General features: G+C 63.7%; 23 protein-coding genes. 4 read left to right on the forward strand and 19 right to left on the reverse strand.

Annotated elements, in window-relative coordinates; all coding sequences use genetic code 11:
- Nucleotides 1-9: 9 nt before the first annotated feature.
- Together JWR51_RS14420 and JWR51_RS14425 are read right to left on the reverse strand one after the other, a co-directional pair.
- Nucleotides 10-681: a sugar transferase gene (locus tag JWR51_RS14420; RefSeq protein ID WP_299748683.1), complete on the reverse strand. Its 672-nt coding sequence runs from the start codon at nt 679-681 to the stop codon at nt 10-12.
- A gap of 467 nt (nt 682-1148) precedes the next feature.
- Nucleotides 1149-1322: a hypothetical protein gene (locus JWR51_RS14425; RefSeq protein ID WP_299748686.1), complete on the reverse strand. Its 174-nt coding sequence runs from the start codon at nt 1320-1322 to the stop codon at nt 1149-1151.
- A 554-nt stretch (nt 1323-1876) separates the two neighbouring features.
- Here JWR51_RS14425 and galU point away from each other — a divergent pair.
- Entirely contained in the window at nt 1877-2788 is a 912-nt protein-coding gene (gene galU, locus JWR51_RS14430; RefSeq protein ID WP_299748689.1) for a UTP--glucose-1-phosphate uridylyltransferase GalU, read from the forward strand.
- Nucleotides 2789-2870: 82 nt separating this feature from the next.
- Here galU and JWR51_RS14435 read toward each other — a convergent pair whose 3' ends face one another.
- The 5 genes from JWR51_RS14435 to rirA all read right to left on the reverse strand — a co-directional run bounded on the left by JWR51_RS14435 (nt 2871) and on the right by rirA (nt 9142).
- On the reverse strand, nt 2871-5180 hold the full coding sequence (locus JWR51_RS14435) for a Wzz/FepE/Etk N-terminal domain-containing protein (RefSeq protein ID WP_299748691.1): 2310 nt from the start codon (nt 5178-5180) through the stop codon (nt 2871-2873).
- A 21-nt stretch (nt 5181-5201) separates the two neighbouring features.
- Nucleotides 5202-6113: a glycosyltransferase family 2 protein gene (locus tag JWR51_RS14440; RefSeq protein ID WP_299748694.1), complete on the reverse strand. Its 912-nt coding sequence runs from the start codon at nt 6111-6113 to the stop codon at nt 5202-5204.
- Nucleotides 6114-6122: 9 nt separating this feature from the next.
- Nucleotides 6123-7124 carry a glycosyltransferase family 2 protein gene (locus JWR51_RS14445; RefSeq protein ID WP_299748696.1) on the reverse strand — a complete coding sequence of 334 codons (1002 nt, stop codon included), beginning with the start codon at nt 7122-7124 and terminating at the stop codon, nt 6123-6125.
- Entirely contained in the window at nt 7121-8281 is a 1161-nt protein-coding gene (locus tag JWR51_RS14450; protein ID WP_299748699.1) for a glycosyl transferase family 1, read from the reverse strand. Before JWR51_RS14450 ends, JWR51_RS14445 begins: the two co-directional genes overlap by 4 nt.
- Nucleotides 8282-8677: 396 nt before the next feature.
- The gene (gene rirA, locus JWR51_RS14455; RefSeq protein ID WP_299722921.1) at nt 8678-9142 is read right to left on the reverse strand and encodes an iron-responsive transcriptional regulator RirA; all 465 of its coding nucleotides are present in this window, start codon (nt 9140-9142) and stop codon (nt 8678-8680) included.
- Nucleotides 9143-9382: 240 nt separating this feature from the next.
- Here rirA and JWR51_RS14460 point away from each other — a divergent pair, with 240 nt between their 5' ends.
- Nucleotides 9383-9706, forward strand: a complete 324-nt coding sequence (locus tag JWR51_RS14460) for an integration host factor subunit alpha (protein ID WP_299748702.1) — start codon at nt 9383-9385, stop codon at nt 9704-9706.
- A gap of 86 nt (nt 9707-9792) precedes the next feature.
- Complete coding sequence (locus JWR51_RS14465) at nt 9793-11532, forward strand: acyl-CoA dehydrogenase (RefSeq protein ID WP_299748704.1); 1740 nt, start codon at nt 9793-9795, stop codon at nt 11530-11532.
- Between the two features lie 3 nt (nt 11533-11535).
- Here the strand turns inward: JWR51_RS14465 and JWR51_RS14470 are convergent, their stop codons facing one another.
- The 12 genes from JWR51_RS14470 to JWR51_RS14525 form a co-directional block, all read right to left on the reverse strand.
- On the reverse strand, nt 11536-12465 hold the full coding sequence (locus JWR51_RS14470; protein ID WP_299748707.1) for an FAD-binding protein: 930 nt from the start codon (nt 12463-12465) through the stop codon (nt 11536-11538).
- A 1-nt stretch (nt 12466) separates the two neighbouring features.
- Nucleotides 12467-13216 (reverse strand): electron transfer flavoprotein subunit beta/FixA family protein, encoded by a 750-nt coding sequence (locus JWR51_RS14475; RefSeq protein WP_299748710.1) that lies wholly within the window; start codon nt 13214-13216, stop codon nt 12467-12469.
- Nucleotides 13217-13297: 81 nt separating this feature from the next.
- The gene (locus JWR51_RS14480; RefSeq protein WP_299748713.1) at nt 13298-14929 is read right to left on the reverse strand and encodes an electron transfer flavoprotein-ubiquinone oxidoreductase; all 1632 of its coding nucleotides are present in this window, start codon (nt 14927-14929) and stop codon (nt 13298-13300) included.
- 123 nt (nt 14930-15052) lie between these two features.
- On the reverse strand, nt 15053-16156 hold the full coding sequence (locus tag JWR51_RS14485; RefSeq protein ID WP_299748716.1) for a TonB family protein: 1104 nt from the start codon (nt 16154-16156) through the stop codon (nt 15053-15055).
- Nucleotide 16157: 1 nt separating this feature from the next.
- A complete protein-coding gene (gene tolR, locus JWR51_RS14490; RefSeq protein WP_299748719.1) occupies nt 16158-16607 on the reverse strand; it encodes a protein TolR in 450 nt (149 codons plus the stop codon).
- Nucleotides 16607-17296 (reverse strand): protein TolQ, encoded by a 690-nt coding sequence (gene tolQ, locus JWR51_RS14495; protein ID WP_299748721.1) that lies wholly within the window; start codon nt 17294-17296, stop codon nt 16607-16609. The genes tolR and tolQ overlap by 1 nt, the downstream gene beginning before the upstream one ends.
- 11 nt (nt 17297-17307) lie before the next feature.
- A complete protein-coding gene (locus JWR51_RS14500) occupies nt 17308-17730 on the reverse strand; it encodes a hypothetical protein (RefSeq protein WP_299748724.1) in 423 nt (140 codons plus the stop codon).
- Nucleotides 17730-18548, reverse strand: a complete 819-nt coding sequence (locus tag JWR51_RS14505; RefSeq protein WP_299748727.1) for a heme ABC transporter ATP-binding protein — start codon at nt 18546-18548, stop codon at nt 17730-17732. The genes JWR51_RS14500 and JWR51_RS14505 overlap by 1 nt, the downstream gene beginning before the upstream one ends.
- A 4-nt stretch (nt 18549-18552) precedes the next feature.
- Nucleotides 18553-19653 carry an iron ABC transporter permease gene (locus JWR51_RS14510; RefSeq protein WP_299748731.1) on the reverse strand — a complete coding sequence of 367 codons (1101 nt, stop codon included), beginning with the start codon at nt 19651-19653 and terminating at the stop codon, nt 18553-18555.
- Nucleotides 19650-20489, reverse strand: coding sequence for an ABC transporter substrate-binding protein (locus JWR51_RS14515; protein WP_299748734.1), 840 nt, complete (start codon nt 20487-20489; stop codon nt 19650-19652). Before JWR51_RS14515 ends, JWR51_RS14510 begins: the two co-directional genes overlap by 4 nt.
- Nucleotides 20490-20537: 48 nt before the next feature.
- A complete protein-coding gene (locus JWR51_RS14520) occupies nt 20538-21530 on the reverse strand; it encodes a ChuX/HutX family heme-like substrate-binding protein (RefSeq protein WP_299749365.1) in 993 nt (330 codons plus the stop codon).
- A gap of 74 nt (nt 21531-21604) precedes the next feature.
- Nucleotides 21605-21766 carry a hemin uptake protein HemP gene (locus JWR51_RS14525; protein ID WP_299748737.1) on the reverse strand — a complete coding sequence of 54 codons (162 nt, stop codon included), beginning with the start codon at nt 21764-21766 and terminating at the stop codon, nt 21605-21607.
- 215 nt (nt 21767-21981) lie between these two features.
- Here JWR51_RS14525 and JWR51_RS14530 point away from each other — a divergent pair, with 215 nt between their 5' ends.
- Nucleotides 21982-24177 (forward strand): TonB-dependent receptor, encoded by a 2196-nt coding sequence (locus tag JWR51_RS14530; RefSeq protein ID WP_299748738.1) that lies wholly within the window; start codon nt 21982-21984, stop codon nt 24175-24177.
- Nucleotides 24178-24612: the final 435 nt, after the last annotated feature.

Here is a 24612-nt window from a genome sequence, read left to right on the forward strand (position 1 = left end):
GTGGGCTCCTTAGCGGCTGCCGGTGCGTGCGATCACGACTTTGACGGTCTTGAGCAGAATGAGCAGATCGCCGGCAAAAGTCCATTCCCGCACATATTGGCTGTCGAGCCTGACGCGATGGTCATAATCGACGTCGCTGCGACCGCCGACTTGCCAGAGGCCGGTAATGCCCGGGCGCGTCGCCGTATAGTGCTCGATCTCGGCGGCGTAGCGGACCACTTCGTCCTGCACGATGGGGCGGGGACCGACGAGGCTCATCTCACCACGGATGACATTGATCAACTGGGGGAGTTCATCGAGGCTGGTGACCCGCAGGAACCTGCCGATGGCGGTGATGCGCGGATCGTCGCGCAGCTTCTGGCTGGCTTCCCATTCGGCGCGGGCCAGGGGAAACAGTTCGAGATGACGCGCCAGAGCCGTTTGGGAGTCCACCACCATGGAGCGGAATTTGAGGCAGCGGAAACGCTTGCCGTTGTGCCCGATGCGCTCGTGGCCGAACAGAATTGGCCCGCGATCTGTCGAGAACATGATGACGGCGATGAAGAACATCGCCGGCAAGGCAAACAGGAGCATGGTCGAGGCGACAACCACATCGAAGGCCCGTTTGGCCACTCCCCCCTTGGGCACTTTCAGCTTGGATGACTGGCTCGATAGATCAAGTTCAGCATTTACGATCGACATGGCGCTATCTCGCTAAATGGAAGGTAGAGTGGCCGGCGGATTTGGCCTTCGAACCGTTCTTTCTTGGCGCTTAAGTACAGTTTACCGAGAATTTTACCTCTCGCGCACAACACCAGCAACAGACGCAATTGTCCGACGTATTTTGATCAATACGTCTTGACGAATACCGGGATTGGTCTTGCTCCAGTGCGCCGCAAGGCGAAGCAAAACGGGGTGGCTATCCGTCATCACCCGAATGGGACCATGATTGCCGGTGAGTGGCAACCCTCCGGCTGCATAGCTGCAATGCACTGTAGCTGCCGCAAAATTGGCCAAATTGGCACCGGCAGCGAACATGCGGCGCGTCGCTTGCGGATCGCGACGGGCGAGAAACAGTCGATCTTCAATAGACCAAACGGGCTATGAGACTAAGGAGCCACAGTTGCAGTCAGCCGGGCAAGACTGCAATTATTCTTTCGAAGATCCAACTATAGCTGCGACAGGAACACAAAGCCGTTCCACAGCAGATAGACCCCCACCCAACCCAGCGCGAGGATGGCCACGGCGATGATGCCCCAGGGCCAGTGTATGACCGCGCGCTCGACCGGCAGCGGTTTGCTGGCCTTGTTGACGACCGGCTCGTCTGGCCCGTCCTTCTGCATGTCTGGCCTCCCCGGAGGCTTCTGCCTCGTTGATGCAATGAGCGTAGACTGTCGTCCTAAAAACTTAATGCAAGGTCACGTCGGACGCGCAGTTTGCAATCTGCGCTGTTCTCGAACCGACATGCGCCCTCAGTAGTCACGAAACTGTGAAAACCAGCCCGTCGATAAATTTCAAGTGTCCAAACCGGACGAGCATTGCCCATTGGAGCGTCAATACAGTGTTGCCGAGCGCAGCACAATGCGTCAACTATCACGGTTTTTTGCGAACCGTCGCAGTCAGTCAAAAGGCGAAGTAGAATCCATAGATACACTCAAGCAATCAATCGGAATACGCAAAACACCAAACAAAGTAGAAATTAAAACTTTAGGCAATAGCGTCAATAGATGGCCCCAAATTTGGCAGGTTTATGACGGTTTTATAGGCCTTTAGCCTAATTAAAACTCTGCCCTCAGCGCATCATAGCTATGCGTTTCGTTTGGGCATTTTGGGTGGACTTGCGGCACCTGCCTGTGTTGCCCTTGCGCTGTTTCCAATGCTCAATCAGGAGTTTGCCGTGGTTAAGCGCGTTAGAACAGCAGTGTTTCCGGTAGCGGGGCTCGGAACGAGGTTCCTGCCGGCGACCAAGGCTATGCCCAAGGAGATGCTGACGGTCGTGGACCGTCCTCTCATCCAATATGCGGTCGATGAGGCCCGCGAGGCGGGCATCGATCATTTCGTATTTGTCACCGGCCGCAACAAGGGGGTCATCGAAGACCATTTCGACCGTCAGTTCGAACTGGAGACCACGCTCGAAGCGCGGGGCAAGGACAAGGCTTTGTCCGAATTGCGCCGGGACCTGCCCTCGGCAGGCCGAACCAGCTTCACGCGCCAGCAGGAGCCGCTGGGGCTGGGCCATGCCGTGTGGTGCGCCCGCGAAATCGTCGGCAACGAGCCGTTCGCCCTGTTGCTGCCGGACATGCTGTTCCAGGCCAAGCGCGGCGTGCTCAAGCAGATGATGGAAACCTATGAGGAGACCGGCGGCAATGTGATTGCCGTCGAGGAAGTGCCGCCCGCCGAGGTCTCATCCTATGGGGTCATCGCGCGGGGCGAAGGCCCCGATTCGGGCTTCCGCATCAGCGGCATGGTGGAAAAGCCCAAGCGGGACGAAGCACCGTCGAACCTGATCATTTCGGGCCGCTACATTCTGCAGCCCGATATCTTCAACCTGCTGGCCGACCAGCCCAAGGGTGCGGGCGGGGAAATCCAGCTCACCGACGCGATGCAGACACTGATGCACGAGCAACCCTTTGTGGGCGTGCAATATGAGGGGCAGTCCTTCGACTGCGGCTCCAAGATCGGCTTTCTCACCGCCAACGTGGCCTACGCGCTCGATCGCGAGGACATTGCCGACGATTTCCTCGTGGCATTGACCAAGCTACAGCTCGATTCGGCACTGTCGGAAGGCTTCCGCAACGCGGCCGAATAAAGCCAGCCCCACCAACACAAACGGCGCGCTCCAATCATGGAGCGCGCCGTTGTGCTATCTGGGATTTTAAGGACCGGTGGTCCTAGCGCGCCGCGGGTTCCACCTCAGTCTCAACCTGATAATAGCGCTGATAGACATCGACGAACCGCTCGACCCCGCCGGCCTCGCTGTAGCGCGGCAGCTTCTTGAAATCGACCTTGTTGAGCACAACGCCCAGCAGCTCGCCCGATAGCTCGGGTTCGCGCCCGATGATGGTGCGCACCAAGCGGCGGGGTGTCTTGCCCCACTCGGTGACGAGGATGAACCCGTCCGTCCAGGGCAGCACCGACATGGCATCGACCACCGGGCCGAGCGGCGGCAGGTCGATCACCACATAGTCGAACTGTCGCCGCGCTTCGGCGAGGAAGGTCTGCATAGCGGGCGAGGAGAGGAAGTCATTGGTGCGCCCAACCACGCCCGAGGTATTGGCCGGCACGGTGACGAGGCCGGTTTCGGGATCGGTCTGGGCGATCTCGCGCCAGTTCTTGCCTTCGGCCAGGTCCATCAGGCCAAATTCGGCTGCGCTGGCGATCAGCCTTGTGGCGCCGGGCTGGCGCAGATCGGCGTCCACCAGCAGCACCTTGCTGCCGCTACCCACCAGCATTTCGGCAAACGCCACCGCGAACGTGGTCTTGCCCTCGCCCGGCAGGGCCGACACGACGCCGACCACGCCGCCGCCATCCTTGCGGGCGGAGCGCAGGGCGAGCTTGCCCGACTTGAGCGTCTCAAGGAACGGCGTTGTCGGAGTGTTGCTGCCGCGACGGACCACCTGATTGCGCAGGAAGCGGTGAATGAGATTGGCGCGCTGCTTGGGATCGCGGCTTGCCTTGCCCAATTCAAGCTGCGGCAGGTAGCCTAGGAACCTGACACCCAGCTCGTTGCTGACCTGCGCGCCGGTGCGGAATGCCCGCTCGCGCAATTCGTTGAACGTGCCGAAGCCGAGGCCCATGAACAGGCCGCCGATCAAAGCCGCCGCCAGCACGATCAGCGTACGCGGGCTCGACGGGCTATCCGGCAGCAGGGCCTCGGTGATCACCCGAACGGCGGGGATCGGGAAGGACTGCTGCTGGATGGCCTCTTCATAGCGGCCGAGGAACGTGTTGTAGAGCAAGCCCAGGGCCGTCGAGCGCTGCTGCAGCTCGTTGAGCTGGATCTGCGCCTGGTTGGCGTCGCTATCGGCATTGCCCTCATTGTCGATGTCCCGACGCAGGCCGACTTCCTGCTGTTCGGCGATCTGCAACTGGGTCAGGTATTGCTCATTGAGGCCCTGGAGCTGAGCGAAGATTTGCCCGTTCAGCGCCGCCTTCTGGGCATTGAGCGCCACCAGTTGCGGGTGGTTGGGTCCGAAGGCGCTCGTCACCTCGGCGATCCGGCTGACCAGATTGGCATATTGGGTGCGCACGGTGGCGACTTGCGGATTGGCGGTGGTGGTTTCCGACTGCGCCAGCAGCCCCACATTATTGGCTGCAGCCTCGGGGCCGGCGGCAATCACCGCCTGCACCTGGGCGGACAGGGCGCGGATGCGGCCGGTTTCGGCCTGGGCCGTCGCTAATTGCTCCGACAGCGCTTCGACGCGCTTGTCGCTCAGGGTGCGGTCCTGATCCACCGACAGGCCAGAATCCTGACGGAATTTCTGGATCGCGAGGTTAGCCTCGCGCTGGCTGGCGCCGATTTCGGTGAGGCGTTGCTGCATCCAGTCGCCGGCCGCCTTGGTGGCGTCGAGATCGGCATTGAGCTGGTCCTGCACCACCGCATTGCCATAGGCGCGGGCGATGCGCTGCGCCAGTTCGGGCGAGGACGCCTCATAGCTGACGCGAATGATGGCGCTGCGCCCCATGCGATCGACCTGCACATTGGCGCGCAGCATGCCGGCGACATCGTCGATGCTGGCCTGCGGCGGCGCTGCGTCGACCACAGCACCCCGCCCGAAAAAGGGCGACAGCAAGCTACTGAAGGCTCCGCGTATCCGGCCGGTAAAGGACGGCGGCGGGCTGAGGAATTCGGCATCGGTGGTCAGGTTTTCCGCCTTGGCGACCGCCATGGCGATCCGGCTCGAACGCAGCACCTCGATCTGGTTGAGCACCTGGGCTTCCAGATCAACAGCGCTGACCGACACCGTAGTGCCGTCTGCGACCTGTTCGAGATTCTTGTCGATCAGGATTTGCCCGGCCGACACGTAGCTGCGCGGGGCCAGCGTCAGGTAGATCAATCCCAGCGCCAGCATGATGGCGACGCACAGCCCGATGACCCGCATTTGCCGCCGCAGGACGGAAAAGATCCGATCAAGATCGATGAACTTGAGGTCCATCGGCTGCGGCGCCAGGGTTTCTGGATAGTTGCCTCGTTCAAGCATGGTTTGCCTCCGGGGGCAGGTCTAGTGAATGGGGTTGCTCGCGCTTTGCGCGGCGCCGTCGCCATAGTGGACGGCCGGGCGAATGCCCATGATACCGCCGACCACTCCCATGTGGAGTACGGCGCGCAGCAGGTTCTTGCGCCGCGCAATGGGCGAAAATGCGGTCAAACCGGTCATGGCGACACAAAAGCCCGCTTTTGCGCTGGCGACGGCCGCAGCGGTCAGCCGCGAACCGCCGATCAGTTTGCCATGGGTCTGGCCCATGCGCAGCCGCCGGCGGACCAGCCAGGCCATGACGGCGCGGTCGGCCGGCACCGGCTCGTAGACCAGCGCCTGGGGCGCTTCGACGATGGTGCCGCCCAGAGAAGTCAGGCGGTAAAAGTAGTCGGTATCCTCGCCGCCGGACTTGCCGAGCGACAGATCGAAACGCAAGGCGGCCAAGGGTTCGACACGCCGGATCAAGACGTTACAGGTGTAGCCGGTGCGGATGGCACCGTTGACCACGACAGGCAATGTCGAGTGGAAATCGCCTCGCACCATCCATTCGGGGGTCTCGGGATCGTAGACGGCGCGAACCGGACCAAGAACTGCATCGGCGCGGGTTTCCTGTGCGGTCGCCAGCAGCGCGCCGAGCCATTGCGGCGAGACGGTCTCGTCGTCGTCGATGAAGGCCACATAGTCGGCCGAAGCTGCATCCAGGCAGGCATTGCGGGCGATGCAGATATTGGCCGAGGGGGCATGCACATAGATGATGGCGTGGGGAAAGCCGGCTCGCGCGCTGTCAACGAGCCCTTGAGCGGACGGCGTGATGTCGTTGTCGGCGATGATGACGCGCACATCGACGTTCTCGATCGCCAGTGCCGCGACGGAAGCCAGAGTTTCAGCCAGGAAGGGGCGGCGGAAGGTGCAGATGCAGATATCGACGGAAACCATGGCGCCCTCCTATGCGGTGCCGGGACGTGCGGTGGCGGTGCGGGCGAGATGCAGCCAAAAGCCTGATGACCAGGCGAAATGCATGATCATCGCCGCCACGCCGACCAGAGGCACCTGAACCAGGCGCAGGCCATACTCCTTGACGTGCTGTCGCGCCGCGACGGCGCCGAGCGCGAAACAGGCCGCTCCCCAGGCCAGCAGCGGCACGAGGAAGCCCCAATGCACGAAGCAGAGCACCGCGAGCAGCACCGTCGGCAGGATCACCAGCGGCACCATCTGGCGAATGCGCGGCTTCATGCGGTGCTTGACGATATTGCGCGCCCGCCCGCCCCCATAGCCGAAATACTGCTTGAACAGGCCCGACATGGTCGAGCGCGGGAAATAGGTCATCGATGTCGCATCGGTCAGCCAGACGCGATAGCCGGCCTGGCCCAGGCGGTAGTCGAGTTCGGCGTCCTCGTTGAAGCGAAAAGTCTCGTCATAGCCGCCAACGGCGCGATAGGCCGCGACGCGCATCAGCGCATGGTGGCCGTGATCGACCTGCTGCGCCCGCTTGCCGGTCCGGTGCGCCGAGCCGCCGGTGCCGACCAGCGAATTCTGCGCCGTCGCTACCGCGCGCTGGAACGTGCTGCGCCCAACCGTCGTCATCGGCACCACGATGCTGTCGACACCAAGCCGTTCGGCCTCGGCCAGCAGCTTGCGGCAATAGTCAGCCGGATATTTGCCATGAGCATCGATGCGAATGACGAAGTCGGTATCGTCGCCAAATTCCGCCACCGCTAGGTTCATCGCCGCGCTCTGGATGCGCTTGGGATTGTGGATCAGCGTCACTCGTTTCTCGGTCGCCGCGATATCGGCGACGATGGCGGGCGTGCCATCGGTGCTGCCGCCGTCGGCCACGACGATCCGCGCATCCATAGCTTCGGCCTCGATGAGCAGGTCGTGCAGCAGCGGTCCGATATGACGCGCTTCATTAAGCGTCGGCACGACGATCAGGCAGGTCTGGCTCATGCGGCCTCCGTCAGTTCTGGCCGTGTGCCGGGCAATCCGGCGAGCCTGTCAACCAAAGCCGCGCAGGCCTTGGCATTGACGGCAAAGTGGCCGGTATCCTGCGCCGCGACCGCTGTTGCCAGTTGCACCAGCCGCTCGCGCGTCAATCCGCCCAGCATGGATCGCAGGGTCTCCGGCGCGATATCGGGCAGCACGATGCCGATGCCCTTATGGGCGATGAAGGCCGCTGTCTCGGTCCCGGCGAGCGCCACGGGGATGGCACCATGTAGGCAGCCCTCATAAATGCGGTTGGGGAGCAGCCATTGCGAATTCTGGCCGTCCTCGAAGAAATCGATGGCCCAGGCCAGATGCACGTCCGAATAGATCGCCGCCAGATCGTCGGGATTGCGGTACGGACCATCGAAGCGCAGATGCTTTTGGCGCGCGACGATGGCGGGGAAATCGTCGAATTCGGTCAAGGCCGGCCGACCGCGCAGCACCACTTCGACATCGCCATCGAACGCATCGGCCAAGCCGCTCAGGGCCTGCAAGGAGCGGGTGCAGCGCAAGGCGCCAAACCAACCGATCCGCACCGGGCCGTCGCCGGCGGCTTCGGCCAGCGCCGGATTGCCGCCCCGTTCGCCATCGTCCCAGATCACCTTGTTCTCGACGATTTCCGTCGGCAGGGCATTGTGGATGTCGAAATAGTTGCGCACGAAAGCGGGCGAACTGGTCAGCAGCAGCGAGGCCTGCCGGCTCCAATGCCGCTCGGCCCCACGCATAGTGCGGCCGATCGCGTCGCCGCGCAGCATCAGGCGGTGAACGTCGAGGCACTCGTAGACAATCGGCGGATTGCCGGGCCAAAAGCTCTGCAGCCGACTGGCCAGCGCCAGCATTTCGAGATTGCGCGCGACAATCACGTCTGGCCGCGGCAGGCGGGCCGCCCAGGTGCGCACCTTGGAGCGCGCCCGGACCGTCGCCAGCATGCGCTGGGCGAAGCGCGCATCGAAGGTTTCGTCGAGTTCGAGATAGGTCTCGACATCAAGACTAGGCACTGCGGTGCCAGCGCGGCGAAAGCCGGCGACATCGATTTGCGCGCCGCCGAGGCGCAGCATGTCCACGCGCCGCGCGACGGCCGGGTCTGCAAGATTGGGGACGAGATAGAGAATTTTCAGCAACGACGCGTCTCCTGTCGCAAGCGGTGGCCGGGCTTGTGGCGGTGTGGGGCGGTTGCTCGCAATTGCTCGCGAACAGAGGCAGCCAGGGGCTGTTGAATATCGCGGCGCCCCCATTTCAGGAGCACCGCTAGATCATATGATGGAGTAGGAACCGATGCCGCCGCAGGGTCAATGAGGGCAGGCGGGCAACTGAAATGCGGTCAGCGCATGCCTGAAAAAGGGCTCAATCGTCTGCAGACCGGGGTTTGGGGCAAGTCGAACAGCGGCCACAAGGTGAGCTCTGGGCGCGCCATTGTGCGCGGCGCCACAGGCCCGATCGCATTGGCGGCGTTAGGGAAAGTCGTCGCGCAGCAAGGGCCGCGCGAACAGGTCTCGGTCAGGCGAGGAAATGCGGCATCAATGGGCGACGGCGAGTTCCGGCTCGGGCAGGAGCAGGCCGAGGCGTTCGCGCAGGGAGCGTTTTTTCTGTGCGAGATCGGCAATGGTGTAGCCTTCGAGCACGGAGAAGAAGGCGCCGAGGGCTTCACGCAGAGCACTATTGAGGTCGCATTCGCCGATCAGCGGGCAATCGGCGCCGCCATCCTCGAAGCACTCGGCCAAAGCAAAGTTTTCTTCGGTCAGCATGATGGTTTCGAGCAGGGTGATCTCATTGGCCGGCTTGCCGAGGCGCACGCCGCCATGGCGGCCGCGCACGGTTTCCAGAAGGCCGTTTTCCACCAGTGGCTTGATCAGCTTGAACAGGAACAGTTCGGAGATGGCGTAAGCCTTGGCGATGTCGGCCACGCGGCTGAGGCCGGGCTGGTTGACAGCGCAATAAACCAGGGCCCGAATTGCATAGTTGGACTGGCGCGTAAGTCTCACTTGGGACCTTTTCCCGGGCAATGCCCGCCGATTCGTCTGCTTGAGCGGAGCCAGAGCTCCAGCTATTCCGGGAGCCTTCACCCCTGGAACGGCTTATAGAATGCTCGCCAGCTTATAACCATTCTAAAATATGTCAACTTAACTTGAACAGTTTCGTCATGTTTCTAAATGTGATCGCCACCCGATAGACACGTTTTTAAATTCCTCGTATGAACTTAAATGTAATGAGGAGGTAAGATCGTGACGGAAACGATCACCAAGGCGATGTTATGCGCCGCCGTGGCACGGCGGACGGGCTTGCCCAAGGCCGATGTGGCGGCAATCAGCGACGCAATGTTCGCTGCCATGAGCGCTGCGCTGACGGCCGGCGACTATGTCAAGCTAAGCGCCTTCGGCACGCTGGCGGTTCGGCCTCGTGCCGAACGGGTGGGCCGTAATCCGCGCACCGGCGAACAGCACCGGATTGCCCCCCGCCATACCGTAACCTTCATCCCCAGCGGGCAATTGCGCGAGGCGCTGTGCGACCTGACAGAAACCAGGACGTTGGTGTCAGCGGATAGCTAGGCGTCGAGCGCTGACGGACGAAGGCGCAGCAGCATAGACAGGGTTCCCCGACGCCAGTAGCGTCTCCTCGGAGTCGGGGGATCGTCATGAGCTATACCGCGCCGCTTGCCGAGATATGCTTCGTTCTGGACGAACTGTGCGGTTATGCCGACATCGTTTTGCTACCCGGGCTGGGAGATGCCGATCGGGACCTGGTCGCTTCGGTACTCGAAGAGGCAGGCAAGTTCGCCAGCACTGTGCTGGCCCCACTTAATCGTGTCGGCGACAAGCAGGGCGCGACATGGTCTGCGGGGGGCGTAACCACGCCGCCGGGCTGGGTCGCGGCCTACAAAAGCTTCACCCAAAGCGGCTGGAACAGCCCGTCGGCGAGCGCCGAGACCGGCGGCATGGGCCTGCCTTACGTGGTCAATGCGGCGATCCAGGAAATCTTCCAGAGCGCTAACATGGCCTTCGCGCTGTGTCCCATGCTGACGCAGGGCGCGATTGAGGCGATCGACAAATATGCGGCGCCCGAGCTGCGCGCGATCTATCTGGACAAACTGGTCAGTGGCGAATGGACCGGGGCGATGGACCTGACCGAGCCGCAGGCGGGCTCGGACCTGGCCGCGGTGCGCACCACCGCCATGCCCGACGGCGATGCCTTCCGGCTCAAGGGGCAGAAGATCTTCATCACCTATGGCGAGCACGACATGGCGGACAATATCGTCCACCTGGTGCTGGCGCGGTTGCCCGATGCGCCGGCGGGCGTGAAGGGGATTTCGCTGTTCCTGGTCCCCAAACTCCTGGTTGAAACCGATGGCAGCCTTGGCGCGCGCAACGATGTCAGCTGCGTCTCGATCGAGCACAAGCTGGGCATCCACGGCAGCCCGACCTGCACCATGGTCTATGGCGACGGGCCGGGTGCGCTGGGGTTTCTGATTGGCGAGGCCAATCGCGGGCTCGAATATATGTTCACCATGATGAACGCGGCGCGGCTCAGCGTCGGCCTGCAAGGTGTGGGCATTGCCGAGCGGGCCTATCAGCAGGCATTGGCCTTTGCGCGCGAGCGTAAGCAAGGTCGCGCGACGGGCGCCAGCGGATCGTCGGCTATCATCGAGCACGCCGATGTCGCCCGCATGCTGGGCCTGATGCGTGGTAAGACCGAAGCGGCGCGGGCAATCTGCTACCAGGCGGCGGCGGCGCTGGATCTAGCGACCCGTTCGGAGGATGCGGAGGAACGCGCAAGGCAGCAGCGACGGGTCGATTTGCTGATCCCGATTGCCAAGGGCTGGTCGACGGAAATCGCCGTCGAGGTCGCGTCGCTGGGTATCCAGGTGCATGGCGGCATGGGTTTTATCGAGGAAACTGGCGCAGCGCAGCATTTGCGCGATGCGCGCATCACCACCATCTATGAGGGCACGACAGGCATTCAGGCGCTGGACCTGGTGGGCCGCAAGATTGCCCGCGACAAGGGCCAGGCGGTGCGCGAACTGGTTGAGGACATGCGCAATAGCGCCAGCGCAGGCGGCCGCCCGGTCATGGGCATGACGACCCAGGCCGCCTATTTGATAGAAGAGGCGGCGCGCTGGTTGCTGGACGAAGGGGCCAAAAATATCGCCCTGCCCAGCGCGGCGGCCGTTAACACGCTCCATCTGTTCGGCATCTGCATCGGCGCCTGGCGGGCGGCGGAAGCGTCGCACGCGGCAATCGATACCGCCTTTGCCGAAACCAAAGCGGCGATGGCGGCCTTCTATGCCGACCAGATATTCCCCGAAGCGCGGGCTCGGCTGGACGGCATTGTTGGATCGAGCGCCGTGCTGAACCTGCGCCCCGACCTGTTCAACTGAGGCTCAGTCGAGGGCCTTGACCAGCGCCGGCACCAGGGTGAACAGATCGCCCACCAGGCCGAAATCGGCGACCTGGAAGATTGGCGCATCGGCGTCCTTGTTGATGGCGACGACGATCCGGGAATCCTTCATGCCGGCCAGATGCTGGATGGCGCCGGAAATGCCGATGGCGATATAAAGCTCGGGCGCGACGACCTTGCCGGTCTGGCCGACCTGCATGTCGTTGGCGGCGTAGCCGGCATCGACCGCGGCGCGCGAGGCGCCGATGGCGGCATTGAGCTTGTCGGCGAGTGGGGCCAGCACTTCATCGAACTTTTCGGCCGAACCCAGGGCGCGGCCGCCGGAGACGACGATGCGGGCGCCGGCCAGTTCGGGACGAACGGAAGCGGAAAGTTCGGCACCGAGCCAGCGCGATCTGCCGTCATCGGCGGGGACGGCCAGGGCCTCGATTGGCGCATTGCCGCCCTCGCCTGTGGCGGTGAACGCCGAGATGCGGATGGTCAGCACCAGCTTGCCGGAGGCCTGCACGGTTTCGATGGCGTTGCCGGCATAGATCGGGCGCTCGAAGGTATCGGGGGCGATGACCTTGCTGACTTCGGAAACCTGCATCACGTCGAGCAGAGCCGCGACGCGCGGCAGTGTGTTCTTGCCCGTCGAGGTGGCGGGCGCGACGATCGCGTCATAGTTGCCGGCCAGCGATACCAGCAGAGCTGAGAATGGCTCGGCCAGTTGATGGGCCAGGCTTTCGGCATCGGCGCTCAGCACCTTGGCGACGCCGTCGAGCTTCGCTGCGGCAGCGGCAATGGCACCGACCTCGTGGCCGGCGACGAGGATATGCACCGGCGCGCCGAGCGCTTTGGCGGCGGTCAGGGCCTTGGCGGTGGCTTCGTTGAGGGTTTTGCCGTCGTGTTCGGCGAGGATCAGGGTCGTCATGTCAGAGCACTCCCGCCTGCTTGAGCTTGGCTGCCAGTTCCTCGGCAGAGGCGACGATGATGCCGGCGGTGCGACCGGCGGGCTCGGTGGTTTTGAGTACGGTCAGGCGCGGCGCGATGTCGACACCCAGGGTTTCTGGGCTCGTCTCATCGAGCGGCTTCTTCTTGGCCTTCATGATATTGGGCAAGGACGCATAGCGCGGCTCGTTGAGGCGCAGATCGGCGGTGACCACGGCGGGCAGCATCAGGCGCAGGGTTTCGAGACCGCCATCGATCTCGCGGGTCACATCCATGCTGCCGGTGCCGATGACGATCTTGGAGGCAAAGGTCGCCTGCGGCCAGCCCAGCAGGGCCGAGAGCATCTGGCCGGTCTGGTTGCTGTCGTCATCGATGGCTTGCTTGCCCAGGATCACGAGGTCTGGCGCTTCTGATGCAATGACGGCTTTTAGCACTTTTGCGACTGCCAGCGGCTCGATGCGGGGGGCGTCGGTCTTCACATGGATGGCGCGGTCGGCGCCCATGGCAAGGCCAGCGCGCAGGGTTTCGGCGGACTTTTCAGAGCCCACGGTGACGATGACGACCTCGGTGGCCGTGCCGGCTTCCCTGAGGCGCAAAGCCTCCTCGATGGCGTTTTCATCAAACGGATTCATCGACATTTTGACATTGGCGGTATCGACGCCCGATCCGTCGGGTTTGACGCGAATCTTGACGTTGGCGTCCACCACCCGTTTGACGGGCACGAGAATCTTCATGTCGGAAAGTCCTCCGCAAGCACTGCCGCGCTTAAAGCAGGACGGGGCGGAGCGCGCAAGTTTTAGCGCCCCGGCTGCGCCTCACATATTGACGTAGTTCGGCCCGCCACCGCCCTCGGGCGGGACCCAATCGATGTTCTGGTTTGGGTCTTTTATGTCGCAGGTTTTGCAGTGGACGCAGTTTTGCGCGTTGATGACGTAGCTGCCGTCCACCCATTCATAGACGCCGGCGGGGCAATAGCGGGTGGAGGGCCCGGCGAAGACATCCAGTTCGCTGGCTTTCTGCAAGGCCAGATCGGCGACATGCAGATGGGGCGGCTGATTTTCCTCGTGATTGGTGCCGGAAATGAACACCGAGGAGAGCCGATCGAAGGTCAGCATGCCATCGCGCTTGGGGTAATCGATCGGCTGGTGCAGGGCGGCGGGTTCGAGCGTGGCGTGATCGGGTTTGCCGTGGCGCAGCGTGCCAAATAGCGACGCACCGAAAAGGGTATTGCACCACATATCGAAGCCGGCGAGGCCCATTCCGAAGAGGGTGCCGAAGCGGGAGAGCAGCGGCTTGACGTTGCGGACCTTGTGCAGGTCCTTGCCGATGGCGCCCGCGCGGAGGGCGGCGTCGAGATCGGCCAGCGTATCGCCGGAACGGCCCGCGGCTAGAGCGGCGGCGACGTGTTCGGCGGTGACGATGCCCGAGAGCACGGCGTTATGGCTGCCCTTGATGCGCGGGAGATTGACGAAGCCGGCCGCGTCACCAATCAGCGCTCCGCCGGGGAAGGCGAGCTTGGGGATGGACTGGTAGCCGCCCTCGGAAATGGCGCGGGCGCCGTAAGATAAGCGCTTGGCACCCTCGAAAGTGCCCTTGATGGCCGGGTGGGTCTTGAGGCGCTGGAATTCGTCGAAGGGGGAGAGGTATGGGTTTTTATAGTTGAGGTGGACAACGAAGCCGATGGCGACCTGGTTGTCTTCGAGGTGATAGATATAGGAGCCGCCGCCAACTGTATCCTGCAGCGGCCAGCCCAGTGTGTGCTGCACGAGGCCGGGCCTGTGGTTGGCGTCGGCGACCTGCCAGATTTCCTTGAAACCGATGCCGTATTTCTGGAAATCGGACTCTTTGGCCAGGCCGAATTCGGCGATGGCCCGCTTGGTGAGCGAGCCGCGCACGCCTTCGGCGAGGAGCACATATTTGCCCTTGAGCGCCATGCCGCGGGCGAAATTTGGGCCCGGCTGGCCGGATTTCTCGATGCCCATGTCGCCAGTGGCGACGCCCACCACGACACCGTCCTCGACCAGCAGTTCGGCGCCGGCAAAGCCGGGATAGATGTCGACGCCCAGCGCCTCGGCTTCGGTCGCCAGCCATTTGCAGACGTTGGCGAGCGAGACGATGTAATTGCCGTGATTGCTCATCAGCGGTGGCATGATGAAGTTGGGCAACGGGAAGGCGGATTTTTCCGTCAGCCAGACGAAGCGATCATCGGTGACGGCCGTCTTGATCGGCGTTTCGCGTTCTCGCCAGTCGGGGATGAGCTCATCGAGGCCGGATGGATCGATGACCGCGCCCGAAATGATGTGCGAGCCGACTTCGGCGCCTTTTTCCACGATCAGGACGCTCAGGTCGGGCGAGAGTTGCTTGAGCCGGATCGCTGCGGCAAGGCCTGAGGGGCCGGCGCCGACGATGACAACGTCGAATTCCATCTCTTCGCGCGGCTCGGTCATGGTCTGTCTCGCTGGGAACGTGGCTGGGCCTTACCATCCACGTTTCGGCGACTGCAAGCACGCAATTATGTGAGTGGAAATGCTTTTCGCCGCAGCCGCCCGCGACAGCACGATGATGCCGGATCAGCCGCGAACAAAGGCCAGTGGCACGGTGAAGGCCCAGCTATTGCGATCGGCCCCCGCGGGGATCGGCGGGAATGGCGCGGCACGGGTCACGGTATCGACCCCAGCCTGGTCGATGGCGGCATTGCCGGACGACTTGACCACGCGGATGCCCGAGGGCTGACCACCAGCCGAAACGGTGAACTGCACATGCACTTCTCCAGCGGCACCGCCGCCGCCACGTGGATAGCGCAGGGCACGGCGCAGCTTGGACACGACCTGGGTGGGATAGCGGGCCACATCGGCATCGCCGCCCGAACCGGAATTGCCCTGCTGGCCGGCCGAGGGTTTTGCCGCAACGGTGTCGGCCTGGTTCTGGCCGCCATTGCCGGCAGGGACGGACGGACGCAGCTGCGCCTGTTGCTGCACCGGCGGCTTGGGCGTGGCGCGCGGCGGCGGGGCGGCGGCGACCTGCTGGCGGGGGCGCTGCATCGGCTCGGATGGACGGGGACGGCTGAGGGTATGGGGAACGGGCGCAACCTTGAGGTCGGTGACCTCGGTGGGCTGCAAGCTTTCCTGTTGTACCGGCTGGACCGGGGTTGCGGTTTCGGCCCGCGCTGCGCTCGGGATGAGCGGCGCGACGGCTTCGGCTTCCAGCGGCTCGGGCGAGATGGCACTCAATATGGCCACCTCCACGCGGTCCGGTTCGACTTCGCTCAACTCGACCGGCTCATCCGGGGTCACCGGGGTGGCGCTGGTGGCTTCGACCGGCTCGATCTCGGTGGGTTCGACGGGCTTGGCCTCAGTGGACTTGACCGGCTCGGGTGGTGGCGGTTCGGCGGATTCGCGTTCCACCGGCGGCTCGAGCGTTTCGGGCTCGACGGCCTCGATGGTCTCGGGCACGGTCGGCGGCAGCGCTTCCGCACCGGCGGATACCAGCGTTTCGGTGGCGTCGCTTTCGACGGTGCTGGTCTGGTTGGCGGAGACCGAGGCGATGGAGATGACGTCGACCGACACCGATTGGGCGGCCGGCGCATCGTCGGGTTCGGGCCAGGCGAACATCAGGAGGCCAACGCTGAGCACGGCTGCATGCACCAGCGCTGATCCCGGCAGGGCAAAGTGCATTTCAGGGCGCCTGCTGCTGTTCGGTGATGAGGCCGATCTTGTCGAAGCCGGCGCCGGACAGCGCGCCCATCACCTGCATGATCATGCCGTATTGGGCGGTGGAGTCGCCGCGCACGTAGAGGCGTTCGTCGGTCCCCTGGTTGGCCAGGGACTGCACCGTTGAGACAAGCGCGTCGATGGCGACCGGCTCGTTGTCGATGGAGATAGCGCCATCAGGCGTCACGGTGACGGTAATCGGCTTGGCATCGACCGGCATGGCCTTGGCGCGGGTCTGGGGCAGATCGACGGGGACGCCCATGGTCATCAGTGGGGCCGCGACCATGAAGACGATCAGCAGCACCAGCATGACGTCGACCAGGGGGGTGACGTTGATCTCGCTGATCGGGCTATTGCCACGGCCGCGACGGCCTCGCCGGCCGCCGGACTTGGCGCTGCCTGCCGACATGCCCATCAGAGAGCCCTGCCCGCATCGATCTGGCGCGACAGCAGCGCGACGAGGCGGTCGGCGAAGCCTTCGAGCCGTGCGATCAGCTTGCCGGCATCGGCGCTGAGCTTGTTATAGGCAATGACGGCGGGGATGGCTGCGAGCAGGCCGAGAGCGGTGGCCAGCAGGGCTTCTGCAATACCGGGCGCAACGACGGCAAGACTGGTGTTCTCGGCATTGGCAATGGCGGTGAAGGCATTCATGATGCCCCAGACGGTGCCGAACAGGCCGACGAACGGTCCGGCGCTGCCGATGGTGGCGAGAAAGCCGAGGCGCTGTTCGAGCTTGGCGCTTTGTTCGGTGACGGCGAGGTCGAGGGCGATTTCGAGGCGGCTTTGCAGGCCTCCAGCGGCGGCTTGGGCGGCGTGGCTTTTATCCCATTCGTCCATGGCGGCGGCGAACACGGCGGAGAGGCCGCTGGGGATCTTGCCGGCATAGTCTTGACGCAACTCGGCCAGGGGGCGGCCGGCGGCGAAGGCCTTGTCGAAGGCCGCCATGTCACGGCGCGCCTTGGCATAGGCGGCAATGCGGTTGGCGATGATGGCCCAGCACCAGATCGAGGCGACCAAGAGGCCGATCATGACGCCCTTGACCACCCAATCGGCCTGCAGGAACAGGGCCAGCATGGAGAAATCATGGGCGGGGGCGGTTTCCATCAAAGATATCCTTAGAGGCCGAAGGTGATGCTTGGTCTTGTCGTGGTCTTGAGATTGTCGAGGCAGGCCGTGGGCGCGAGCCCGGTGCCCTCGCAGGCCGAGACAGTGTTGATCAGCACGCGGCCGATGCCGTCACAGGGCAGGTCAGCCAGTTCGAACTGCAGGACCTTGGTCTTGCCTTCGGTCAGGCCCTTGAAGTCCAAGTTGACGATCCGGTCGATGGCACCATCGGCATCGAACAGGGCGGTTTCGATGCCGGCACGGTCGAGCGGGGCACCCAGCTTGTTGGTCGCGAGGAAGGTGACCTTGCAGCCCTTCTCGGTGGGCTGGAGCGCGTTCAGTTCCAGATCGAGCGAGATGGGCGCAGTCGCCTGCGCGAAGGCGGGAGCGGAGAAGGCGAGGACCAGCCCGATGGCTTTGAACAATGGGGACATCAGGCGACCTTGGTTTGAATTGCGTCGCGGCGGACGGCGGATTGGGGGAGGACGAAAGGCATGCCGGGGGCCGGGGTGTGATTGACCTGCATCGGGCAATCGAAGACGTCCGCCAGTAGGGCATCCGTCAGCACTTCGGAGGGCGTGCCGAAGCCGGCGACACGGCCCTGGCGCAGGGCCAGGATCTGGTCGGCATACATGGCGGCCAGGTTCAGATCGTGCAGGATGGCGATAACGCCACCGCCCGCATTGGCGAAGGAACGGGCCACATCCATGATCATCAACTGGTGCTTGATATCGAGGCTGGAGACGGGCTCGTCGAGGAACAGGTAGCGCGGCACGCCATCAAGCACCGGCATCCAGACCTGGCAGAGCACGCGAGCGAGCTGGACGCGCTGCTGTTCGCCACCCGATAGTTCGCCATAAAAGCGGCCAGCGAAACCATTGAGATCGACGCGGGCCAAAGCCAGTTCAGGCAGACGCTTGCGGGCAGAGAGCGGCACGCCGGAGAGGCCTGCGGTGAGGCCGAGAGCGACGACTTCGCGCACCGTGAAGGGGAATGGCAGCGCGCTCTGCTGCGGCAGCACGGCGCGGAGCGTGGCGGTCTCGATGGAGCGGAGCAATTGCAGATCGCGGCCATTGATGGAGATCAGGCCGTCATAGGCGTAGTCGCGGCACAGGGCCTTCATCAGCGTGGTTTTGCCGGAACCGTTGGGGCCGATAACGGCGGTCAACTGGCCGGGTTTAGCCGTGAGGCTGACCCCTTCAAGGATGCGGCGACCGGAAATTTCGACGCTGACGTCGTACGCTTCGATCATGGCATCACCACGCGATCGCATTGCGGCGGCGCAGCAATATCCAGAGGAAGAACGGGCCGCCGACGGCAGCGGTGACGATGCCAATGGGCAATTCAGCCGGGGCGACGACGAGGCGGCTGACGGCATCGGCCATCAGCAGGAACGAAGCGCCCAACAGAGCGGAGGCGGGCAGCAGGTAGCGGTGGTCGGGCCCGATGACGAGGCGCAGCAAATGCGGCACGACGATGCCGACAAAACCGATGCCGCCCGAGACCGCGACCGAGGCGCCGGTTGCAGCAGCGACGGCCACGATGGCGGCGAGCTTGAAGCGCTGCACCGGCAGGCCGAGGTGACCGGCGGTGGCTTCGCCGAGCGTCAGGGCGTTGAGACCCTTAGCGAGGAAGGCCGAGGCGGTTAGAGCCACGACAATGATCGGGCCGGAGGCCATGATCTTGGTCCAGTTGGCGCCCGAGAGTGAGCCGAGGCCCCAGAACGTCAGGTCGCGGAGCTGGCTGTCGGTGGCGACATAGACCAGAACACCCGTGATCGCGCCAGCGAGGGCGCCGATGGCGATGCCGGCGAGCAGCATAGTGGCAATGGCAGTCTGGCCGGCCTTGGTGGCGACGCGGTAGAGAATGAAGGTGGTGATCAGGCCGCCGATGAAGGAAGCCATCTGGAGGGAATAGATGCCCAGCAGGGCGGTCAGCGGCGCCAGCATGGTGGTGCCGAGGACGATGATGCCGACGGCGCCGAGACCCGCGCCGGCCGAGACGCCGACGAGGCCCGGATCGGCCAGGGGATTACGGAACAGACCTTGCATGAGCAGGCCCGAGGTGGCGAGCGCCGCGCCGACGAGGACGCCGAGGATCATGCGTGGCAGGCGGATATTGTAGATGACGGTCTGGTCGCGCAGCAGGGCGGCCGGGTCGGCGGTGGTGCCGCCAAACCAGGAGCCGATCAGGTTCAGCGCTGAAGCGCCGGAGGCACCGGTGGTCATCGAAATGACCATGGTAACGAGAAGCAGGACGGCCAGCACGACGATGGCCAGCCGGCCGAGGGACGAGCGGTCACCCGCCAGGCGCTCGGCGCGGCCAAGTCCGCCGGACATGGAAAGCGCAGCAGTCATAAGGCCTTACCATAGAGGGCATCGACCAGCTCGCCGACAGCACTGGCGGTGCGGGGGCCGAAGCCGAGGAGGTAGGCGCCGTCGAGGCGGATGATGGCGTGGGCCTTGCCAGCGTTAGTGAGGGCGATGGCGGGGTGGGCAAGCAGTTCGGCATCGGTGCCGCCATGGTCGCCGCCGCGGTCCATCATCAGGATGACGTCGGGATTGGCGGCGATGATGGCTTCTTCGGTCAGCGCCTCGTAGCCGGAATAATCTGTGACGGCGTTGAGCGCGCCGGCCAGTTCGATAATGCCATTGGCGGCGGTATCCGTGCCCGAGGCCTGGATCTTGCCGCCTTGGGTGGAGAGGATGAAGAGGACCTTCTTGCGCTCTGGAATGGCGGCGGTGCGGGCTTCGACGGCCTTGAGCGCGGTATCGAGTTGCGCGGCAAGAGCCTCGGATTTATCAGGTACGCCAAGGGCTTGACCGACGGCGCGGACCTTGGCGAGAATGCCTTCGTGGGAGAAACCTTCGGAGACGGTCTGGTAGTCGACGCCGGCATGGGAGAGTACGTCGAGGGCTTCGGGCGGGCCGCTACCTTCGATGACGAGGAGCGCGGTCGGGGTGACTGAGAGCACGCCTTCCGGGGCGAGGGCGCGCATGTAGCCGACGTCGGGGAGCGCCAGTGCGGCCTCGGGGAAAGTGGCGGTCTGGTCGCGGGCGACGAGGCGCTTTTCTTCACCGAGGGCGTAGATGATCTCGGTCAGTGAGCCGCCGATGGAAACCAGGCGCGAGGTGTCGGCGAAGGGTTTGAGGTCCTGCGCAAAGGACTGCATCGGGGTCGAAAGTGCTAGCATTATGCTAACGGCGACGATCGCTTTCGGGGCAAAACGCATCACAGGTCCTCAGGCGGCGTTGGTCTGGGCGTAGAGCGGCAGGTTTTGCACCAGATCGCGCCAGGCGCCGCGTTCGTCGGAGCCTTCGACGCGCTTGCCGAAGAACTGGATGATCAGCTCGCGGTTTTCGTCGTAGACCTCGACTGAGGTGACGTGACCGTCCGACGTGGGCTTGCGCACGCCCCAGACCGAGGCGACCTGATCGAGCCGTAGGTGCAGGTGGAAGGTGTCGTCGAGCACGTTGAGCCAGGGGCCCATGGTCTTGATGTTCTGGATCGGGCCGGAATGGATCTGGATGCAGCCGTGATTGCCGACGAAGGCCATGACCGGGAGGGTCTGGTCGGCCGCGGCAGCGCTGAACAGGCCGGCGACGGCGGTGTGATCGAGCTGCCAGGCGTAGTCTTCGCCGACGGTTTCGAGCGCGGTGAGGCGGGGGTAGTTCAGTTTCTTGAGCAGGCCGAAGAACTGGTGCGTGTCGGTCAGGGCCGACCAGCCGGCGCGGAGGTCTTCCAGCGGCGCAGGGGTGCCGAGCGCAACTGGAACCGGCTTGGGCTGGGTGACGATGGGCGCCTGCTCGGGCGAACGCAGGTTGGCGACAAGGATGGCCCAGGCTTCGAGGTTCGTCGCGGGACGGGCATGGACCTTGAACACGGCATCGCCCTGGGCGTCGAAGAACTGCACCGAGTGGCGGATGGTGCCATCGTCTTTGGCTTTTTCGACAGCGAAGCCGAAGGCCCACTTGGATGGGAAAATACGCAGGTCGATCTGCTCGCCCAGCACCATAGAGGCATGCGGGCCGATGACGACCTTTTCCACGGGGCCGATCTTTTCGTGCACGGCGCTTTCGTTGCGGGTCAGGGCCATGATCTCGCCGCAGGCGGTCAGGCCGTTGAGCAGCAGGTCGATATTGGGTTCGATGCGGGTGACGTTGAGGCCCACATAGGCGGCAACCAGCTCGGCCTCGGAAATGGCATGGATGCGGGCGAAATCGCGCTCGCGCATTTCGGGGTGCAGCGCGCGCAGGTCACGGATTTCGGCTGGGGTCTTGGTCTTAGAATTGGTCACTGGATCGGGCCCTATTTGGTCAGAATGAGTTTGTCCTGGCGCGTGATGCGCAGGCGGTACGGGCTGCCATTGTGGATGATGATCAATTCATTGCCGCCAGCGAACAAGGCGGCTGAATCGATCGAACGTGGCGCAATCTGGGCGCCCTGTGCGGTCTTGTCGCTTTCGTCCATTGCTGTTGCTTCCATCCACATAGGCACAAGAGTCTCGTCTTTTCAGGACGTTACCGCGTGGCGGATGGCTGGCGGGTCATGTCGTTATTAGTTGACTCTCATAATCAGCTTATTTACCAAGCGCAATAGGTGATTTTCTGGGTCATGTTTCATGGCCCATCACAGCCAGCCAGCCTCCGCCAGCCAGCACACACAAGAACACTCAGGAGTTTTGAATGGGGCTGGTAAAGTCGAGCGCGGCTGTGCTGATGTGCGGCGTGGCTTTGAGCGCGATCGGGTTGCAGGGGGCTGCGGGCCAATCAACGAAGCCGACGAATGTGAATGCGACCAATATCACGCTGCTGGAGCGGCTGGTGATCGGCGCCGGCGCGCCCAAAGTGGCGATCAACACGCCCCAGGCCGTGACGGTGATCAACCAGGCCGATATCGACCAGGTGCAGGCATCGACGACGGGTGAGCTGTTTGAAAGCGTGCCGGGCGTGACCATGGTGGGCAGTGAGCGCCAGTTCGGCGAGGCGTTCAATATTCGCGGCATCGGCACGACGGAAAATTCGTCGGATGGCTCGCGCGTCATCGTCAATATCGATGGTACGCCCAAGTTTAACGAGCAGTACCGCATGGGCTCGTTCTTCTCCGATCCCGAGCTCTACAAGCAGGTCGAAGTGCTGCGCGGTCCGGCGTCGTCGACGCTGTATGGCGCGGGTGCGCTGGGAGGGGTGATCAACTTCACCACCAAGGACGCCTCGGACTTCATTCAGGAAGGCTACACCGGCGCGGCGCGGCTCAAGACCAGCTTCTCCAGCAATGGCTTGCAGACGCTGACTTCGGCGCTGGTGGCCCAGCAGGTCACCGATAGCTTCGAAGTGCTGGCGACAGCAAACTGGCGCCGGTCGGAAAATCTGGACCTGGCCAAGGGAACAGAACTGGCCGGCTCGGGCTTTGATACGCTGTCGGGCCTGGTCAAGGGCACCTACCATTTCGGCGATAACAATGAGCAGACGCTGCGCGCGTCGTATCAGCGCTGGTACAGCGACGCCAAGGACCAGCCCTATGCGCAGACCTCGACGCAGGCGGCGTTCGGCGTGACCGACCGCACTGTGGTCGACCAGACGGCGGTACTGACCTGGGAAAATCCGGCGGTGGACAATCCATGGGTCGATTTGAAGGTGTCGCTGAGCTATTCGGACACCACCAATGAGCAGACCAATCACCGCTATGCGCTGGGTGCGCCACGCACGGTCGTTGGCCCGGTGTCGCCGGCTTTTCCACAGAACGTGACGGCCGACAGCATCCTGCTCGACACCACCTATGGCTACAAGACCTGGCAGCTCAAGGCCGACAATACGGTCGAGTGGATCGGCGACGATTTCGAGAATTACTTCACCTTCGGTTTCCAGAGCAGCACCCTGGAGCGCACGGCAACACGGCCGGGCGGCACACCTCTGCCGGCCCATCCGCAGGGCACCGAGGACAAACTGGGGATTTTCGCCCAGAACGAATATATCTGGGATGAGAAGCTGACGCTGATCGCCGGCGCCCGCGCCGACTTCCACTGGGTCAATCCGACCACCACCGGGGTGCCGGATATCGACGGCGCCGCCGTGTCGCCCAAGCTGGCGGCCCTCTACGAGATCAACGACAATGTCGGGGTGTTCGCCTCAATCGCCCATACCGAACGTCTGCCGACGATCGACGAGCTTTATTCGGTCGCTGCGGCGACGCCGCCAAGCGTGCGCAACCCGGCAGGTGGATCGGGCAAGACGGCCAGCCTGGCCCTGCGCAAGGAGCAGGCCAATACGATCGAGGGCGGCTTCACCCTCAGCAATGACGACATCTTCCAGCCGGGGGATACGGCCAGCATCAAGACCACGGCGTTCTACAGCGACCTGACCGACCTGATCGCCTCCAACGCCACGCCGGGCATCGCGGTGCCGCCTCCTTCCTATTACGGCAATATCGGCAAGGCCCGGATTTACGGGCTGGAAGTGGAGGGCGCCTATGACAGCGAGGTATTCTTCGCCAGCCTGGCCTATTCGATCACAGTGGGCGATAACCTGGTGACCAATACGCCGCTGACCACCGTGCCGCAGAGCCGGCTGGTGGCAACGCTGGGGGCGCATCAGTCCGAATGGGACCTGGATTACGGCGCGCGGGTGACGCTGGCACAGGTGGGGCGCTATATCGCCCCGGCGATCCAGCAGGGCCAGGTCGTTGCCGACGGCGAGGCCGAGGCCTTCGCCACGGTCGACCTGTTTGCTACCTGGAAGCCCAAGCATGGGCAGTTCAAGGGACTAGAGCTCACAGGCGGCATCGATAACCTGTTCGATGCGGACTATCGCGAGAACCTGTCGGGCGACCGCTCGATCGGCCGCACCTTCAAGGTGACGCTGGCCAAGCAGTTCGACTACTAAGCCGACGCTGTTCAGCCTATTTTGATGGTTCCCACCCCCTCATCCGCCCTTCGGGCACCTTCTCCCACGAGGGGAGAAGGGGGCCTCAGTGGGTGGGTTTGACTGGGAGCCAACCCTCGCCCCTTGTGGGAGAGGGTGGATCGGCCAAAGGCCGAGACGGGTGAGGGGTTGTCGCCGCAAGTGTGGAACGTCGATTCGGGTTAGGCCAAGCAAGGTCAACAAATTTGGGCGCGGTGACCTGCCGCGCCTTTTTTTACGTGGCGTAGCAAGGCCCTCACTCGGCGCGGCGCGCCGACCTTCCCCCGCAGGGGCGAGGTGATAAGTGCATTGTCTGGCAGCGTACGAGGAACCGAAGCCGGCTTGGGCCGTTGTGCAGGAGCTACAGTTTTTTGACGCTAAAAGCTGGAGCTGCCCTGGTCCTCTCACGAGGGTCAG

Origin of the sequence: Devosia sp. (assembly GCF_028290625.1) — a bacterium.
In the GTDB taxonomy this organism is placed as follows: Bacteria; Pseudomonadota; Alphaproteobacteria; order Rhizobiales; family Devosiaceae; genus Devosia.

Excerpts from the sequence above, each read along its gene's own strand:
- JWR51_RS14420 (WP_299748683.1), bottom strand. The coding sequence starts at position 681 with ATGTCGATCGTAAATGCTGAACTTGATCTATCGAGCCAGTCATCCAAG.
- JWR51_RS14425 (WP_299748686.1), bottom strand. The coding sequence starts at position 1,322 with ATGCAGAAGGACGGGCCAGACGAGCCGGTCGTCAACAAGGCCAGCAAA.
- JWR51_RS14435 (WP_299748691.1), bottom strand. The coding sequence starts at position 5,180 with ATGCTTGAACGAGGCAACTATCCAGAAACCCTGGCGCCGCAGCCGATG.
- JWR51_RS14440 (WP_299748694.1), bottom strand. The coding sequence starts at position 6,113 with ATGGTTTCCGTCGATATCTGCATCTGCACCTTCCGCCGCCCCTTCCTG.
- JWR51_RS14445 (WP_299748696.1), bottom strand. The coding sequence starts at position 7,124 with ATGAGCCAGACCTGCCTGATCGTCGTGCCGACGCTTAATGAAGCGCGT.
- JWR51_RS14465 (WP_299748704.1), top strand. The coding sequence starts at position 9,793 with ATGAGCTATACCGCGCCGCTTGCCGAGATATGCTTCGTTCTGGACGAA.
- JWR51_RS14470 (WP_299748707.1), bottom strand. The coding sequence starts at position 12,465 with ATGACGACCCTGATCCTCGCCGAACACGACGGCAAAACCCTCAACGAA.
- JWR51_RS14475 (WP_299748710.1), bottom strand. The coding sequence starts at position 13,216 with ATGAAGATTCTCGTGCCCGTCAAACGGGTGGTGGACGCCAACGTCAAG.
- JWR51_RS14480 (WP_299748713.1), bottom strand. The coding sequence starts at position 14,929 with ATGACCGAGCCGCGCGAAGAGATGGAATTCGACGTTGTCATCGTCGGC.
- JWR51_RS14485 (WP_299748716.1), bottom strand. The coding sequence starts at position 16,156 with ATGCACTTTGCCCTGCCGGGATCAGCGCTGGTGCATGCAGCCGTGCTC.
- tolR (WP_299748719.1), bottom strand. The coding sequence starts at position 16,607 with ATGGGCATGTCGGCAGGCAGCGCCAAGTCCGGCGGCCGGCGAGGCCGT.
- tolQ (WP_299748721.1), bottom strand. The coding sequence starts at position 17,296 with ATGGAAACCGCCCCCGCCCATGATTTCTCCATGCTGGCCCTGTTCCTG.
- JWR51_RS14500 (WP_299748724.1), bottom strand. The coding sequence starts at position 17,730 with ATGTCCCCATTGTTCAAAGCCATCGGGCTGGTCCTCGCCTTCTCCGCT.
- JWR51_RS14505 (WP_299748727.1), bottom strand. The coding sequence starts at position 18,548 with ATGATCGAAGCGTACGACGTCAGCGTCGAAATTTCCGGTCGCCGCATC.
- JWR51_RS14510 (WP_299748731.1), bottom strand. The coding sequence starts at position 19,653 with ATGACTGCTGCGCTTTCCATGTCCGGCGGACTTGGCCGCGCCGAGCGC.
- JWR51_RS14515 (WP_299748734.1), bottom strand. The coding sequence starts at position 20,489 with ATGCTAGCACTTTCGACCCCGATGCAGTCCTTTGCGCAGGACCTCAAA.
- JWR51_RS14520 (WP_299749365.1), bottom strand. The coding sequence starts at position 21,530 with ATGCGCGAGCGCGATTTCGCCCGCATCCATGCCATTTCCGAGGCCGAG.
- JWR51_RS14525 (WP_299748737.1), bottom strand. The coding sequence starts at position 21,766 with ATGGACGAAAGCGACAAGACCGCACAGGGCGCCCAGATTGCGCCACGT.
- JWR51_RS14530 (WP_299748738.1), top strand. The coding sequence starts at position 21,982 with ATGGGGCTGGTAAAGTCGAGCGCGGCTGTGCTGATGTGCGGCGTGGCT.